At 69.6% G+C, this 15,331-nt stretch carries 18 protein-coding genes; 7 read left to right on the forward strand and 11 right to left on the reverse strand.

The window, feature by feature from the left end; all coding sequences use genetic code 11:
• Positions 1-26 precede the first annotated feature (26 nt).
• The 5 genes from livM to MKK49_RS09090 form a co-directional block, all read right to left on the reverse strand.
• The gene (gene livM / locus MKK49_RS09070; RefSeq protein ID WP_244027861.1) at positions 27-1,331 is read right to left on the reverse strand and encodes a high-affinity branched-chain amino acid ABC transporter permease LivM; all 1,305 of its coding nucleotides are present in this window, start codon (positions 1,329-1,331) and stop codon (positions 27-29) included.
• Positions 1,332-1,404: 73 nt separating this feature from the next.
• Positions 1,405-2,322 carry a branched-chain amino acid ABC transporter permease gene (locus MKK49_RS09075; protein WP_244027836.1) on the reverse strand — a complete coding sequence of 306 codons (918 nt, stop codon included), beginning with the start codon at positions 2,320-2,322 and terminating at the stop codon, positions 1,405-1,407.
• A 209-nt stretch (positions 2,323-2,531) separates the two neighbouring features.
• On the reverse strand, positions 2,532-2,945 hold the full coding sequence (locus MKK49_RS09080) for an EF-hand domain-containing protein (protein WP_244027838.1): 414 nt from the start codon (positions 2,943-2,945) through the stop codon (positions 2,532-2,534).
• Positions 2,946-3,135: 190 nt separating this feature from the next.
• A complete protein-coding gene (locus MKK49_RS09085) occupies positions 3,136-3,489 on the reverse strand; it encodes a hypothetical protein (protein ID WP_244027840.1) in 354 nt (117 codons plus the stop codon).
• A gap of 81 nt (positions 3,490-3,570) precedes the next feature.
• Complete coding sequence (locus MKK49_RS09090) at positions 3,571-4,227, reverse strand: DNA-binding protein (RefSeq protein ID WP_244027841.1); 657 nt, start codon at positions 4,225-4,227, stop codon at positions 3,571-3,573.
• A gap of 150 nt (positions 4,228-4,377) precedes the next feature.
• On the opposite strand from MKK49_RS09090, the gene MKK49_RS09095 reads away from it, so the two are divergent.
• Complete coding sequence (locus MKK49_RS09095) at positions 4,378-5,046, forward strand: response regulator transcription factor (protein WP_244027842.1); 669 nt, start codon at positions 4,378-4,380, stop codon at positions 5,044-5,046.
• Complete coding sequence (locus MKK49_RS09100; RefSeq protein ID WP_244027862.1) at positions 5,046-6,431, forward strand: sensor histidine kinase; 1,386 nt, start codon at positions 5,046-5,048, stop codon at positions 6,429-6,431. Before MKK49_RS09095 ends, MKK49_RS09100 begins: the two co-directional genes overlap by 1 nt.
• On the opposite strand, the gene msrA is transcribed toward MKK49_RS09100, so the two are convergent.
• Entirely contained in the window at positions 6,415-6,957 is a 543-nt protein-coding gene (msrA, locus tag MKK49_RS09105) for a peptide-methionine (S)-S-oxide reductase MsrA (RefSeq protein WP_244027843.1), read from the reverse strand. The genes MKK49_RS09100 and msrA overlap by 17 nt on opposite strands.
• Before the next feature lie 121 nt (positions 6,958-7,078).
• Entirely contained in the window at positions 7,079-8,176 is a 1,098-nt protein-coding gene (locus MKK49_RS09110) for a 2'-deoxycytidine 5'-triphosphate deaminase (protein ID WP_244027844.1), read from the reverse strand.
• Positions 8,177-8,415: 239 nt separating this feature from the next.
• On the opposite strand from MKK49_RS09110, the gene MKK49_RS09115 reads away from it, so the two are divergent.
• Positions 8,416-8,637, forward strand: coding sequence for an Arc family DNA-binding protein (locus tag MKK49_RS09115; protein ID WP_244027845.1), 222 nt, complete (start codon positions 8,416-8,418; stop codon positions 8,635-8,637).
• Between the two features lie 800 nt (positions 8,638-9,437).
• Here the strand turns inward: MKK49_RS09115 and MKK49_RS09120 are convergent.
• The gene (locus MKK49_RS09120; RefSeq protein WP_244027846.1) at positions 9,438-9,875 is read right to left on the reverse strand and encodes a hypothetical protein; all 438 of its coding nucleotides are present in this window, start codon (positions 9,873-9,875) and stop codon (positions 9,438-9,440) included.
• A gap of 145 nt (positions 9,876-10,020) precedes the next feature.
• Between MKK49_RS09120 and apaG the strand changes: the two genes are divergently transcribed.
• Genes apaG through MKK49_RS09140 form a run of 4 tightly spaced genes read left to right on the forward strand, consistent with a single transcriptional unit; the run spans position 10,021 to position 12,485 of the window.
• Positions 10,021-10,413 (forward strand): Co2+/Mg2+ efflux protein ApaG, encoded by a 393-nt coding sequence (apaG, locus tag MKK49_RS09125; protein ID WP_056095256.1) that lies wholly within the window; start codon positions 10,021-10,023, stop codon positions 10,411-10,413.
• A 4-nt stretch (positions 10,414-10,417) separates the two neighbouring features.
• A complete protein-coding gene (argE, locus tag MKK49_RS09130) occupies positions 10,418-11,584 on the forward strand; it encodes an acetylornithine deacetylase (RefSeq protein WP_244027847.1) in 1,167 nt (388 codons plus the stop codon).
• A complete protein-coding gene (speG, locus tag MKK49_RS09135) occupies positions 11,581-12,177 on the forward strand; it encodes a spermidine N1-acetyltransferase (protein WP_244027848.1) in 597 nt (198 codons plus the stop codon). Before argE ends, speG begins: the two co-directional genes overlap by 4 nt.
• A 23-nt stretch (positions 12,178-12,200) precedes the next feature.
• Positions 12,201-12,485 (forward strand): YciI family protein, encoded by a 285-nt coding sequence (locus tag MKK49_RS09140; RefSeq protein WP_244027850.1) that lies wholly within the window; start codon positions 12,201-12,203, stop codon positions 12,483-12,485.
• 38 nt (positions 12,486-12,523) lie between these two features.
• On the opposite strand, the gene MKK49_RS09145 is transcribed toward MKK49_RS09140, so the two are convergent.
• The 3 genes from MKK49_RS09145 to MKK49_RS09155 all read right to left on the reverse strand — a co-directional run.
• Positions 12,524-13,546, reverse strand: a complete 1,023-nt coding sequence (locus tag MKK49_RS09145; protein ID WP_244027852.1) for an Hsp33 family molecular chaperone — start codon at positions 13,544-13,546, stop codon at positions 12,524-12,526.
• Between the two features lie 197 nt (positions 13,547-13,743).
• The gene (gene argF, locus MKK49_RS09150; protein WP_244027853.1) at positions 13,744-14,697 is read right to left on the reverse strand and encodes an ornithine carbamoyltransferase; all 954 of its coding nucleotides are present in this window, start codon (positions 14,695-14,697) and stop codon (positions 13,744-13,746) included.
• A gap of 41 nt (positions 14,698-14,738) precedes the next feature.
• Positions 14,739-15,331 (reverse strand): aminotransferase class III-fold pyridoxal phosphate-dependent enzyme (locus MKK49_RS09155; protein ID WP_244027855.1); only part of this gene is annotated, 593 nt, incomplete at its 5' end.

Raw genomic sequence — 15,331 nt, forward strand, 5'->3', positions numbered from 1 at the left:
GGTGGCGTGAAGTCCGGTCACTTGCATCATCGGGCGCGCGCTCCCAGGCGCACGGAGGGCGTGCGCTCGGAGATGAGCCCGCGCGGGCGCCAGACCATCATGGCCACCATGGCGAGGCCGAACAGCAGCAGGCGGTACTCGTTGGGGTCGAACCCCTCGCCGAACACGGCCTTGAGGAAGCCGAGGTTGCGCAGCAGTTCCGGCGCGCCCACCATGGCGATGGCGGCCACCGCGACGCCGAGCTGGCTGCCCATGCCGCCGAGCACGACGATGGCGAGGATGATGGCGCTCTCGAGGAAGTTGAAGCTCTCGGGGCTGACGAAGCCCTGACGCACGGCGAAGAACGACCCGGCGAAGCCCGCGAACATGGCGCCCAGCGCGAAGGCCGAGAGCTTGGTGATCGTGGTGTCGATCCCGAGCGACCGGCAGGCGATCTCGTCCTCGCGGAGCGCCTCCCAGGCGCGGCCGAGCGGCAGGCGGCGCATGCGCAGGGTGACGAGGTTGGTGACGAGCGCCAGCACGAGGATGAGGTAGTAGAGGAAGACCACCCGGTGCATCGGGTTGAAGGCGAGGCCGAACACGCTGGCGAACCCGCCCTCCCCGGCCGTGAACGGAATCCCGAAGAAGCTGGCGCGCGGGATCGACGACAGGCCGGCGGACCCGCCGGAAAAGTCGACCCAGTTGATGAGAACGAGCCTGATGATCTCCCCGAAGGCGAGCGTCACGATGGCGAGGTAGTCGCCGCGCAGGCGCAGGACGGGAAAGCCGAGCAGCACGCCGAAACCCGCCGCGAACAGGCCGGCGAGCGGCAGGCAGACCCAGAACGACAGGCCGAACACCGTCGACAGCAGGGCGTAGGAATAGGCGCCGACGGCGTAGAAGGCGACGTAGCCGAGGTCGAGGAGGCCGGCGAGGCCCACCACGATGTTGAGGCCCCAGCCGAGCATCACGTAGGTGAGGATGAGGATGCCGAGATCGATCCAGTAGCGCCCCTCCGACAGGCCGCCCGACCCGAGGGCGGCGAGCAGCGGCAGGGTCAGGGCGACCCCGAGGGTGAGCGGGCCGATGATCCGGCCCGGGCGTGCAAGGCGGGCGGGGGCCGTGGACTCCGCTTGCGCCAGGGTGCGGGCGTCGCGGCGGCGCGAGACTTCGCCCAGCACCAGGCGCTGGGCGAGGCGCAGGACGAACACGGCGGCGCACAGGCCCGCGACGAGGCCCCAGCGACCGGTCAGTCCGAGGCCGGTGCCCTGGCCAAGATCCGTGCGGTAGGCGACCACGGGGATGCTCAGGCCCAGGGTCACCAGGGCGAAGAGGGCGGCATCCTTGATCATCTCGGGGAGGGCGGAGGTGGCGCGCGCGGCCACGGTCGGAGTCGCCCGTCCGATCGTCGAACCTTGAACCACGTCAGACCTTCTCCACTTCGGGGCGTCCGAGGATGCCGGACGGCTTGAAGATGAGCACCACGATCAGGATCAGGAACGCGGCCACATCCTTGTACTCGATGGAGAAGTAGGCCGACCAGAACGTCTCGATGAGGCCGATGATGAGGCCGCCGAGCACGGCACCCGGCAGGGAGCCGATGCCGCCGAGCACGGCGGCCGTGAACGCCTTCACGCCGGGCACGAACCCGTCCGAGAACGAGACCACCCCGTAATACAGGAGGTAGAGGGTGCCGGCGACGGCGGCGAGCGCGGCGCCGAGCACGAAGGTCAGCGAGATGGTGCGGTCGACGTTGATGCCGAGCAGGGCCGCCATGCGCCGGTCCTGCTCGCAGGCGCGCTGGGCCCGGCCGAAGGAGGTGCGCTGCACGAGGTACCAGAAGCCGGCGAGCAGGAGCGCCGTCGTCGTCATGATGATCGCCTGCTTGTAGGACAGGGTCACGGTGTACTGCTCGTTCTGGTAGAGGACGATCACGTCGCGCACCAGCGGCGGCACCGGCTTGTTGCGGGCGCCCTGCACCACCTGAACGAAGTTCGACAGGAAGATCGACACGCCGATGGCCGAGATCAGCGGCGCCAGGCGGAACGAGCCGCGCAGGGGCCGGTAGGCCACCCGCTCGATGGCCCAGCCCCACAGGGCGGTGAGCACCATGGCGACGATCAGCACGATGAGGAAGACGAGGGCGACGGAGGTGAGCCCGAGCCAAGTCGTGAGAATGAGGAAGAAGATCAGCGCGATGAAGGACGAGAGCATGAACACGTCGCCATGGGCGAAGTTCACCATGCCGATGATGCCGAACACCATGGTGTAGCCGAGGGCGATCAGGCCGTAGATCGATCCAAGCGTCAGCCCGTTGATGAACTGCTGGGCGAAGAATTCCATGGGTGCCTTTTCCAGGACCGGGCGTCTTCGCGGGACCGATCGATGTGAACGGGCCGTCCTCGCGAATGGCGTGCCAGCTTGGCATGTTCCGAACAGGGGGCAACGGTCAATCCTCGCTGCCCGGTCGCGGTTCACGGTCGATGGCCTCTGAAACACGAACGGCCCGGCACGCGGGGTGCCGGGCCGTCATCTGCGCGGTGCGCGCGATCCTACTTGAGGAGGGACACGAGCGCCTTGCCGGCCGGGGTCTTCAGCTCCTTGGCGTCGAGGGTACCGTCGTTGTCGGGGTCGGCCGCCTTGAAGCGGGCTTCCACGAGGGCGAGATACTCGGCCTTGTCGAGGGTGCCGTCGCTGTCCGGATCGGCGGCCTTGAGGGCGGCCTTGCTGACGCGGCCCTTGAGCTCCTTGGCATCCACGGTGCCGTCCTTGTCCGACTCGAGCTTGTCGAACAGGGCGCCGGCCACCGCCTGGGCTTCCTTGAGGTCGATGGTGCCGTCGTTGTCGGTGTCGACCATCGAGAGGACCTTCTTCGCGCCCGGCTCCTTGGCGGAGGCCGGCAGCGCCAGCGGAAGCGTGAGCGCCACGGCGCCGAGGGCGATGGACAGGCGGGACAGTTTGGACATGGATAGACCTTTCTCAGGCAATTGCCGTTGCCACTTTATCAGGTTACGGCCGGCGCCGATGCTATCTTATATCGCAGCGCAATAATTCAACCCCCCGTTCCGGGCGGGCATGCAAAATCGTGCCCGTCTCGCCGCCCGTGCCCGGCCCGATGGACAGGCGGTGGTGGGTCGCCTGTCCATCGAGGTTCGATCAGTCGCGGGATTTCGCAGCCGGCGTGGGGGACGGCATGGCCGCGAGCTTGTCGAGCAACTGCAGGGCGATGTCGGCGCAGGCCTTCATCGGCTCGTCGGCGGCGCATTTCACGTCGAGGGCGGTGTCGCCCCGCTCCAGGCGGAAATGCGCGGCCTTCGGCGGCGGAGGCGGTCCGTCGGGGCCGCCACGTGCGCCGCGGGGACCACCATGCGGACCACCCGGCGGCGGCGGTGGCGGGGCGCCGGCCTCCGGCCCGGGCTTGGGGCCGCCGGGCGGCGGTGCAGGCTGGGCCATGGCGGAGGACGCGAGCAGGATCGCGGCCGCACTCAGCAGGGCGATGGTCTTGGTCATGGGACGATCTTTCAGTGAAGGGGCCTGGGACCCCGTTGGAAGGATGGACATCGGGGGGACGCGAATCGGAACGACCGATTTCTAGAACACGCGTTTCTCCCGCATGTGTCCGTCGAAGCCGACATGGAGCTGGCGCTCGCGGCCATCCGCGCCCCGGGCGGCGACGTCGAGGTGGCGCGGCCCCCGGCCCGTGACGCGGATGTCGGAATAGCCGGCCGCCGCCACCTGGGCGGTCAGGGCGGGCACGTCGGGCTTGGCGCCGAGACCGACCTTGTCCTTGGCCCAGTCGAGGGTGCCGGGGGGCGGGCCGCCGGCGGGACCGACCAGGACCTTGGTGCCGTCCGCCCGGGTGATGAGCAGGGCGTGGAGGAAGCCGTTCTCGAACCGGCCCTGGACGGTGACGGCCTCGCCGGTCTTCACCAGGGTGCCGCTCTCCCCCCGCTTGCCCGTCTCGACCAGGGCCTTGCCGGTGGGATCCTGCACCACGAACTTGTTGCCGTAGATCTCGGCGACCTCGCCCCTGGCGGCGATGGCGGCCGACGGCGTCAGGGCCGCGATGGCGATGGGCTCCACGGGAGTCAGCGTCGCGGCGTTGTTCTGGGCCAGCGACAGACCGACGGCGCCGAAGGCGAGGGGCGCGGCGATGACGCCGGCCACGAGGGCGCGGCGGCTGGAGCGCTTGGAGGTGGCCTTCGGGGTCAGGTCGGTGGCGGTCCGGTCTATGTTGTCGGTGGTCATGGTGTCGATGTCCTGGGTCGGGTTGCCCTCTCGGGTTGACGCCGTTCTAGGGGCGTCCCGCCAATCCGATCTGAACCAGGCGGTTCAGCCCCGGTTAAACCGCACGGCGTAGCCCGCCCCTTCTGCTCAACCCGACGGACCCTGCGCCCCATGAAGATCCTGCTCGTGGAGGACGACGCGCCGCTCGCCGCCGAGATCGCCAAGGCGTTGCGCGCCGAAAACTTCGCCCTCGATCACGCCGTGAACGGCGAGGACGGCCAGCATCTCGGCGAGACCGAGACCTACGACGCCGTGGTGCTCGACCTCGGCCTGCCGAAGCGCGACGGGATCGCCGTGCTCCAGGCCTGGCGCGGCGAAGGCCGGACGGTGCCGGTGCTCATCCTCACGGCGCGGGACGGCTGGAGCGACAAGGTGGCGGGCTTCAAGGCCGGGGCCGACGACTTCCTGGTCAAGCCGTTCCGGGTCGAGGAGCTCGTGATCCGCCTGCGCGCCCTCGTGCGGCGCGCCACCGCCCACGGGGCGAGCCGCGTCGTGTGCGGGCCCCTGACCTACGATTCGGGATTGGGCACCTTCGAGCGCGATGGCCTGCCTCTGAAGCTCACGGGCCTCGAATGGCGGGTGCTGTCCTGCCTCATCCTGCGCAAGGACGGGGTGGTGCCCCGCAGCCAGCTCATCGAGCGGGTCTATGACGGCGATGCCGACGTCGATTCGAACTCCGTCGAGGTCATCATCACGCGCCTGCGCCGCAAGATCGCCCCGGCACGCATCGAGGGCGTGCGCGGCCACGGCTATCGCCTGATGCCGGGCGAGGCGGCGTGATGCCCCCCCATGGCAAGCCCGAGCCCCCTGCCCCGCCGGGGCCGTTCCACCTCGGCTCGCTCCAGCGCCGGCTGCTGCTCGCCGCCCTGGTCGCCATCACCGTCGCCCTGGTGGTGGCGGGCGTCGCCATCGGTCTCATCCTGCACCGCTTCGTCCGGGGCCAGCTCGACAGCCGCCTCGACAGCCAGCTCGTCGCCCTCGCGGCCGGCCTGGAGCGCGGTCCCGGCGACCGCCTGCGCCTGGCGCGCACCCTCGACGGACCACCCTTCGACCGCGACCGGGCCGGCTGGTACTGGCAGGTGCGCCAGGGCGACACCGTCCTGCGCTCGGGCGCCCTGGAGGGCCGCGACCTCGACCCCGGCGAACGGGCGCGCGACCGGCCTGGCCCGGATCACCCGCGCCCGGCCGAGGGCACCAGCCCGTGGGGCGAAAGCCTGATCCTGCGCGTCCTCACCCTGCCGCCCGAGGCCGGGGCGCCGCCGGCGGTCCTCGTCGCCTCGGCGCCGGCCGACGCCCTGCGCGGCCCCTTGCGCGAGGCGGGCGGCGCCCTGGCGCTGATCCTCGGCATCCTGGGCTTGAGCCTCATGGCCGGCACCGTGGCGCAGGTGCGCCTCGGCCTCAGACCGCTGGAGCGCCTGCGCCGCGACCTCACGGCGGTGCGGGCCGGGCATCGCGCCCGGGTGCCGGGCAAGCAGCCGGCCGAGATCCGCCCCGTGGTGGCGGAGGTCAACGCCCTCCTCGACCAGAACGCGGCGAATCTGGAGCGTGCCCGCACCCACGTGGCCAACCTCGCCCACGGCCTGAAGACGCCGCTCGCGACCCTGTCGCTTGCCCTGTCCGACCGCGCCCGCGACCCCGATGGGGTCCTGGGCGGCCTCGTCGGCGCCATGGATGGCCAAGTGCGCCATCACCTGCGCCGCGCCCGCGCTGCGGCACTGGGCAGCGCCACCCGCGCACGGACCTCCCTCGCCGAGCCCGTCGCGGATCTGCGCACCACCTTCGCGCGGCTCTATGCGGGCAAGGGCCTCGTCATCGACGTGAACCTCCCGTCCGGAGCGGCGGTGGCCTGCGATGCCCAGGACCTCGACGAGATGCTCGGCAACCTCATCGACAATGCCTGCCAATGGTGCCGGGGCTACGTCCGGATCGGCGCGGCCAGCACGGATGCGGGCCTCGTGATCACCGTCGAGGATGACGGGCCCGGCCTCGCACCGGAGGCCGCCGCCGAGGCGGTCCGGCGGGGCCGGCGCCTCGACGAGTCCGTACCGGGCAATGGCTTCGGCCTGTCCATCACCCAGGAACTCGCCGAGCTCTACGGCGGCGGGCTCCACCTCGACCGCTCGGGCCTCGGCGGCCTGCGCGCCGGCCTCACGTTGCCGGTATGACGTCTTTGGCCGGCGTGAGGGGCTTGTCCGCGCGGACCGGGAGTTTCCAGTTCGGCCGGACGAAGTGGCAGGTGTACCCGTCGGGGCGCTTCTCGAGGTAGTCCTGATGCTCCGGCTCGGCCTCCCAGAACGGGCCGGACGGCGTCACCTCCGTGACGACCTTGCCGGGCCACAGGCCCGAGGCGTTCACGTCGGCGATGGTCTCCTCCGCGACCTGACGCTGCGTGTCGTCGGTGTAGTAGATCGCCGAGCGGTAGCTCAGGCCCCGGTCGTTGCCCTGCCGGTTCGGCGTCGTCGGGTCGTGGATCTGGAAGAAGAATTCCAGCATCCGCCGGAAACTCGTCATGCTCGGGTCGTACGTGATCTCGATGGCCTCGGCATGGGTGCCGTGGTTGCGGTAGGTCGCGTCCGGCACGTCGCCGCCCGTGTAGCCCACGCGGGTGGACACGACCCCCTCCTGGCGCCGGATCAGGTCCTGCATGCCCCAGAAGCATCCGCCGGCGAGGATTGCGCGTTCGTTGCTCATGGTTGTCCTCTCTCGGGTCTCGATGAGACTGAGATAGGGTGCCACCGCCCGATGTCCCAGCGCGCGGGCCGCCGGGCCGCTTTGCGCAGAGCGTCGCGGGGCTTCTCGGGCCAAGTTCTTCTCAGGCGAAGTGCTTGGACAGCTTCAGCCCCTGCGCCTGGTAGTTCGAGCCGGCGCCGGCCCCGTAGAGGGTCGCCGGCACCTCGGCCATGCGCTCGTAGACGAGGCGGCCGACGATCTGGCCGTCCTCCAGCAGGAACGGCACGTCGCGCGAGCGCACCTCCAGCACGGCCCGCGCCCCCGCCCCGCCGGCCCCGGCGAAGCCGAAGCCCGGATCGAAGAAGCCGGCGTAGTGCACCCGGAACTCGCCGACGAGGGGATCGAACGGCACCATCTCGGCGGCGTGGTCCGGCGGCACCTGCACGGATTCCTTCGAGGCCAGGATGTAGAACTGGCCCGGATCGAGGATGAGCGCCCCCGAGCCGTCGGCAGCGAGCGGCTCCCAGAACTCGGACGTCCGGTGCGCGCCGGGTCTGTCGACGTCGACGAGGCCGGTGTGGCGCTTGGCCCGGTAGCCGATGAGACCGTCGAATCCGGCGAGATCGATGGAGACGGCGATGCCGCCCTGGAACGACGGGTTTGCCGCATCGACCAGGGGGGTCTTGCCGTGAAGCGCCGCGAGTTCGCCGTCCGTGAGGCGCGGCTCGCCCCGGCGGAAGCGGATCTGCGACAGGCGCGAGCCCGTGCGGACCTTCACCGGGAAGGTGCGCGGCGAGATCTCGGCGTAGAGCGGGCCGTGATAGCCGGCCTCGACCTGATCGAACGCCGTGCCCCGGTCGGTGATGACGCGGGTGAAGACGTCGATCCGCCCCGTCGAGCTTTTCGGATTCGCGCTGGCGGAGAGATCGGCCGGTAGGGCGAGGTGCTCCTGCAATTCGGCGATGTAGACGCAGCCCGTCTCCAGCACGGCGCCCTGCGTCAGGTCCATCTCGTGGAGCACGAAGGCCTGGATGCAGGCCTGGACCGTGCGGGCGCCGGGCAGGAAGCTCGTGCGGACGCGAAACACCCGGGCGCCGAGGCGGAGATCGAGGCTCGCCGGCTGGATCTGGTCGGGGGCGTAGGCGCTGTCCGGCCGGATCGCGCCCGCTTCGGTCAGGGCCGCGATCCCCTTCGCGGCCAGGATGCCTTCGGAGAGACCCGTCTGCGCATTTGTCTGCATGGCGTCCGGCATCCTCAGGGCTTCGCCCGCGCTCGATCGGGCGCCTCGTCGGGCAAGGATCGCCGGAATTCGCGCCAGTCTCCGGCGGAGCGCCTAAGACCGCGTTAATGGCAAGTTATTGATTTACTTAAGCTTTGTTCTGAATTGACACATTATGATAAAGCTAGAAGGCCTCCACAGGAAAATGTTGGCCTGAGGCCAAAATTTTCTGCGTCGGCTTTTTGAAGCATGGGTGCGCCATGGCCCAGGACTCTGAAAGCCGATCTCTCGACAAAACCGTGATCCGTGTCCCTGAGGGGATGCGCGACCGCATCGCCGCTGCCGCCAGGAGCAATGGCCGAAGCACGAACGCAGAGATCGTCCAGCTGTTGGAAATGCACTACCCGCCTGCGGACGAAGTTGCAGACCTGATCGCTGGTATATTCAGAATGTCGAACGAAAATCCACCCAAGGAGCAATGAAATAACCTTTACTCATTGCTCAGCGAATTTCACGCCTGGCTCATCCAGGATAAGCTGACCGAAAAGTACGGTGAGGACGCTGGCCTTGAGTTCGATGAGAACCGATCCAAGTAACTTCCCGCCAAAGGGGATAAAGTGAAGTAAGCGATCCCGAAACGCCGGAAGACACCCGCGCCAAGCTGGTAGCGAACGAGCGCACCAAGCTCACTGCGAATGCCCTGGACCGGGCCTCGACGGCTTGTCTTACGGTCGGGGTGTTCGGTCCCATTGTCGCCACCCTATATGGTGTTGGGGCGACGACATCGAGCGCGCACGGTGTTACGCTCGCGATTGGAAGTGTGCTGTGGTTGGCGGCGTCCGGTTCGCTTCACGGGATGGCGCATCGCACTTTAAGGAGGCTGAAATGACAGGCCTGTGGATCTACGCCTACATTGTGCTGCCCGTCGTCGTCATCGGTATGGGCTACGTCGCCATGCGCCTCAACGAGCGGGCCGAGTGACCGCATCCGAGATTTACGGGCTGGCATACCCCCTAGCCGTCCTAGCTCGCGGCTTTGGGGCGTTTTGGTTTGCCCGAAATGCGCACTAGGACCACGTAGCGTCCTCTCAAAAACCGCACCCGCTCGCTGCCGATCCAGTCGACTTTAGGCTCGTCCTTCGCCGTATGACCGGGCAAACCGAGAAGCGCACGGTGTTTTCAGGGCGCGCGCTCGGAAAACGAACGACGAACGACCCTCAGAACGCCTAAAGCCAGCTATTAGCCTGCCCAATGACTTAGCCCTTGCGGAGACCAAGACCGCGTTAAACTTCCGGCTCCTCGGGCGCCTTCAGGACGATCCGCGCCAGCGCGAGGCGGGCCAGCGCCCCCATGGCGACGAGGCCGGCAAGCGCGCTCGCCAGCACCGGAAAGCCCGCCGGCCAGACGACGAGCCCTAGGCCGAACAGGACCGCGCCGAGGCCGGCGCCCGGCCCGAAGGCCAGCACCACCGACGGCATTCCCGCGAGGCGCGGCCCCGACCCGGCCCGGCGCGCGACCCGGGTCCCGACCGCCCGCGCCAGCCCGTCGAGGACCAGGGCGGCGGCGAGCGCCGCGGCCGCCCATCCGTTGGACTCCGGCGCGCGCCAGGCGAAGGCCCCCGCCAGCCCGGCGATGGCGAGGCTGGCCAGCAGACCCCGCCGGGCGAGGAGACCACGCTTTGCAAGTGGCGCGGGAACACGCGAAATGGCCCTGTCGATCACGCAGGCTGATCCTCACGTTTGCGCGGGTGCCCCCGCATTCACCACGATTGACGCGGTTTTCGCCGGGCCGTACCACGACGCCCTGAGCGTGTCGCGATGTGGGGTCGCGCCCGGGTCAGGCCCGGCCACGGAGGCGTTGAAGGCGATGTACAAAGCTCAGACGCGCGGCATCAGCGTGACCGTGCAGCCCCGCTTCGTCGAGGAGGAATCCTCGCCCGCCGAGAGCCGCTACTTCTTCGCCTACACCGTGGAGATCGTGAACAACGGCTCCGAGCAGGTGCAGCTGCGCTCGCGCCACTGGCGCATCGTCGATGGGCGCGGATCGACCCAGGAGGTGCGCGGGGCCGGCGTCGTCGGCAAGCAGCCCGTGCTCGAACCCGGCGAGTCGTTCAGCTACACCAGCGGCTGCCCGCTCACCACGCCCGACGGCCTCATGGCCGGCAGCTACACCATGGCGACCCATGCGGGCGAGAGCTTCGAGGCCGAGATCCCCGCCTTCTCCCTCGACTCGCCCCACGTCCGCCGCAGCGTCCACTAGACCCATGCCCGGCCCGCGCCCGACGACCCTCGACCTGCTGGCGCGGCTCGTGGCCTTCGACACCGAGAGTTCGAAATCGAACCTCGCCCTCATCGACTTCGTCTGCGGCTACCTCGACGGCTTGAACGTCCCTTACGTCCGCATCCCCAACGCGGACGGCGACAAGGCGGCGGTGTTCGCCACCATCGGCCCGATGATCGACGGGGGCGTCGTGCTCTCGGGGCACACCGACGTGGTGCCGGTGACGGGGCAGGCCTGGACCACGGACCCGTTCACCCTGCGCATCGCCGACGGGCGCGCCTATGGGCGCGGCGCCGTCGACATGAAGGGGTTCTGCGCCCTGGCGCTCGCGGCGATCCCGGACTTCCTCGCCGCCGACCTCGCGCGCCCGATCCACATCCTCCTGTCCTACGACGAGGAGACCACCTGTCTCGGCGTCGCCGACACCATCGCGCGCTTCGGCGCCGACCTGCCGCGCCCCGGCGCGGTGATCGTCGGCGAGCCAACGGACCTCGAAGTGGCCGACGCCCACAAGAGCATCGTCACCTATCTGACCACCGTGCACGGGCACGAGGCGCATTCGGCCAAACCCATGCTCGGCGCCAACGCCGTGATGGCGGCGGCCGACCTCGTCTCCGAGCTGAACCGCATCGCCGACGCGATGATCGCCCGCGGCGACGCGTCCGGCCGGTTCGACCCGCCCGCCACCACGGTGCATGTCGGGACGATTTCCGGCGGCACGGCGCGCAACATCCTGCCCAAGCTCTGCACCTTCCACTGGGAGTTCCGGGGCCTGCCCGACCTCGACATGGGCGAGATTCCGGCGCTGTTCCAGGCGAAGGTCGACAGCGTGCTCGCGGGGCGGCTCAACCGCTACGGCGATTACGGGCGCATCGAGACCCTGGAGGAGGTGGCGGTGCCGGGCCTCGCACCCGAGCCGGGCTCCGAGGCCGAGCGCCTCGCCCTGCGCGTGGCGGGGCGCAACCACACCATCTCCGTGCCCTACGCCACGGAGGCCGGGCGTTTCCAGGGGGCGGGCATCCCGACGGTCGTCTGCGGCCCCGGCTCCATCGATCAGGCCCACCAGCCGGACGAGTTCATCACGCTGGCCGCCCTCGCGGCCGGCGAGGCCTTCATGGCCCGGCTGATCACGGAATGCGCAATCCCATGAGCCAAGCGAAGGGCCCGTTCGTGTCCCGCACCATCGCCGCCGATGGCCCGGTCAAGCTCCGGCCCCTGGAGCGCGAGGATCTGATGTTCGTGCATCAGCTCAACAACAACGACAGCATCATGCGCTACTGGTTCGAGGAGGCCTACGAATCCTTCGCCGAGCTGGCGCAGCTCTACGAGCGCAACATCCACAACCAGACCGAGCGGCGCTTCATCATCGCCAATTCGGACGGCGAGCCCGCCGGCCTCGTCGAACTCGTGGAGATCAACCACCTCCACCGGCGCTGCGAGTTCCAGATCGCGATCCATCCGGCCTTCCAGGGCCAGGGCTACGCCCCCCGCGCCACCCGCATCGCCATGGACTACGCCTTCAGCGTGCTCAACATCCACAAGCTCTACCTGCACGTGGACAAGGACAACGCCCGGGCCGTGCGCATCTACGAGCGCTGCGGCTTCGTGCCGGAGGGCATCCTCAAGGACGAGTTCTTCGTCAACGGCAAGTATCGCGACGCCGTGCGGATGTGCCTGTTTCAGCCGGCCTACCTGGCGCGGCGCGGCAGCGGGGACATTGCCGAGCCGGTGCTCAAGGCCTGACGGCTCTCCCAGGGGATACGGACATGATCGTCGTCTCGCTCACCTACGTCAAAAGCACCGAGGAGGCCGACCGCCACATGGCGGACCACCTGGCGTGGGTAAAGACGGGCTATGCCGAGCACGGCTTCCTCGCCTCCGGCCGCAAGGTGCCGCGCACCGGCGGGATGATCCTCGCCTGCGGCCCCCGCGCGGCGGTCGAGGCCTATGTCGCGACCGACCCCTTCCGCGTGCACGGCATCGCCGAATTCGAGATCACCGAGATCGACGTGACCACGGCGATCGAGGGACTGGACGGCCTCAAGGGCTAAACCCGGCGTCCCCGGAGCGGCACACAGTTTCCGCGGCCTCAGCCGGCCGCGACCTGCGCTTCCACCTCCGCCGGATCGAGGTCGTACCGCCGCGAGCAGAACTCGCAGGTGATGCCGATGCGGCCGTCGTCGGCGATCATGTCGTGGCGCTCCTGCGCCGAGAACGAGACGATCATCGCCATCACCCGCTCGGGCGAACAGCGGCACTGCTCGCGCACGCCTTGCGCCTCGAACACCCGCACGCCGCGCTCGTGGAACAGGCGGTAGAGCAGGGTCTCGGACGACACCGCCGGATCGACGAGCTCGTGGTCCTCGATGGTGGAGACGAGGCTGCGCGCCTCGACCCAGGCATCGTCCTCGGCGACACCCTGGGCGTCGAAATGGGCGTGGCCCTCCGGGATGTCGCCGGGGGGCAGGTCGGCGAGCCGCGCCCGGTCGACGGATTGCGGCAGGAACTGCACCAATAGGCCGCCGGCCCGGTAGGTGGTGGCGCCGTTCGCGAATTCCTCCGCCACGGCGAGGCGGACCTGGGTCGGGATCTGCTCGGACTGGCGGAAATACTGGTGGGCCGCCTCCTCCAGGCTCTGACCTTCCAGGGCGACGACGCCCTGGTAACGGCTGCTCTGCGGCCCCTGGTCGATGGTCATGGCGAGGTGCCCCTGCCCGATCAGGTCGTGGCTTTTCAAAGGGGTGCTTCCCAGCGCCTCGACGCGCGCGGCGTCGAAGCGCGCCGTGGCGCGGACCCGGTCGGGGGCCTCGAAATCGACGACGATCATCTCGACGGGGCCGTCGGTCTTGGTCTGGAGCTGGAACCGGCCCTCGAACTTCAGGGACGAGCCGAGGAGCACGGTGAGCGCCGCCGCCTCGCCCAGGAGGCGGGCCACCGCATCGGGGTAGCCGTGACGGCGCAGGATGGTGTCGACGGACGGCCCGAGGCGCACGACCCGGCCGCGCACGTCGAGGGCCTCAACGGAGAAGGGCAGCACCACATCGTCGTCGCCCTCGATGACGGGGGCTTGGGCGACGTGGGACTGGGCAACGGGTTCGTATCCGGCGGTCATGGCATCTCCCTTCGGGCGCAACGGACCAGCGTCCGCGAGCACAGGGAGCATCGCCCCCGGCCCGGCGCTCCGGCCCATCCGTCGTCCGGCCTTCCGCGTTCATATAGGACGCGCCGGCCGCCCGCGCGACGGGGGCTCCGCGTCGCGCCCCCGCGACGGGGGCCGCGCGTCGCGCCCCCGCCGACAGGTCTTCCTGCTCAGAGGCCCTGAGCGCGCAGGCACCAAGCCAGGATGCCCTTCTGGGCATGCAGGCGGTTCTCGGCCTCGTCGAAGATCACCGATTGCGGACCGTCGATCACCTCGGCCGTGACCTCCTCGCCGCGATGGGCCGGCAGGCAGTGCATGAACAGGGCGTCCTTGGCCGCCGCCGCCATGAGCTTGGCGTTGACCTGGTAGGGCGAGAGCAGGTTGTGGCGGTGGTGGTCGTCCTCGTCGCCCATGGAGACCCAGCAATCGGTCACCACGGCGTCGGCGCCGTCCACGGCCGCGTAGGCATCGGTGGTCACGTTGAGGGTGGCGCCCTCCCGGCGCGCCCAGTCGAGGAGCGGCTGCGGGGTGGCGAGTTCGGGTGGGGCGGCGATGTTCAAGGTGAAGTCGAACCGCGCGGCCGCGTGCACCCAGCTCGCCAGGACGTTGTTGGCGTCGCCCGACCACGCGACGGTGCGGCCCCTGATCGGTCCGCGATGCTCTTCGAAGGTGAGCACGTCGGCCATGATCTGGCACGGATGGGAAACCTTGGTGAGCGCGTTGATCACCGGCACCTCGGCGTGCTCGGCGAGTTCCAGCATGAGGTCGTGGTCGAGGATGCGGATCATGATCGCGTCGACGTAGCGCGACAGCACCCGGGCGGTGTCGCCCACGGTCTCGCCCCGGCCGAGCTGCATCTCGCCGCCCGTCAGCATCAGGGTCTCGCCGCCGAGTTCGCGCATGCCGACGTCGAACGAGACGCGGGTGCGGGTGGACGGCCGGTCGAACACCATCGCGAGGGTCTTGCCGATGAGTGGACGCTCGGCCGCGACCTCGCCCTTGCGCCGGCGCGCCTTGATGCCAGCCGCGGTGTCCAGCACCGTGCGCAGCTGCTCGGCCGAGAAATCCTTGAGGTCGAGGAAGTGGCGCGGGCCGTGTCCGGTCCCGTTGAGGGTCGTGGTCATGGATCCGTTCTTCGTCTGACGGTTCGTCGCGGGGCCGGCCGTCACGCGGCTGCCCCCTGTGTCCGGGTCTCGAGGGTGGTGGCCGTCGCATCGAGGCGCGATACGGCCTCGGCCACGTCCGCATCGGTGATGATGAGCGGCGGCAGCAGGCGCACGACGTTGTCGCCCGCCGGGATGACGAGGAGGTGCATGTCCCGTGCCGTCGCCGCGAAGTCGGTGTTGGGCACGCTGAGCTTGAGCCCGAGCATGAGCCCGTCGCCGCGGATCTCCTGAATCACACCGGGATGGCGGTCCTGCAGGGCGGCCAGACGCTGCTTTAGCAGCAGGCCCACCTGTCCGACCCGGTCGAGGAAGCCGTCGGCCAGCACCACGTCGAGCACGGCGTTGCCCACCGCCATGGCCAGCGGATTGCCCCCGAAGGTGGTGCCGTGGGTACCGGCCGTCATGCCGCGCGCGGCTTGCGCCGTGGCGAGGCAGACGCCGAGGGGAAAGCCGCCGCCGATGCCCTTGGCGGCACTCATGATATCCGGCGTCACACCGGACCATTCATGCGCGAACAGCCGGCCCGTGCGCCCGACCCCGGTCTGGACCTCGTCCATGATGAGCAGCAGGCCGTGGGCGTCGCAGAGCGCGC

The sequence above is a fragment of the Methylobacterium sp. J-090 genome, assembly GCF_022829345.1.
GTDB lineage: Bacteria > Pseudomonadota > Alphaproteobacteria > Rhizobiales > Beijerinckiaceae > Methylobacterium.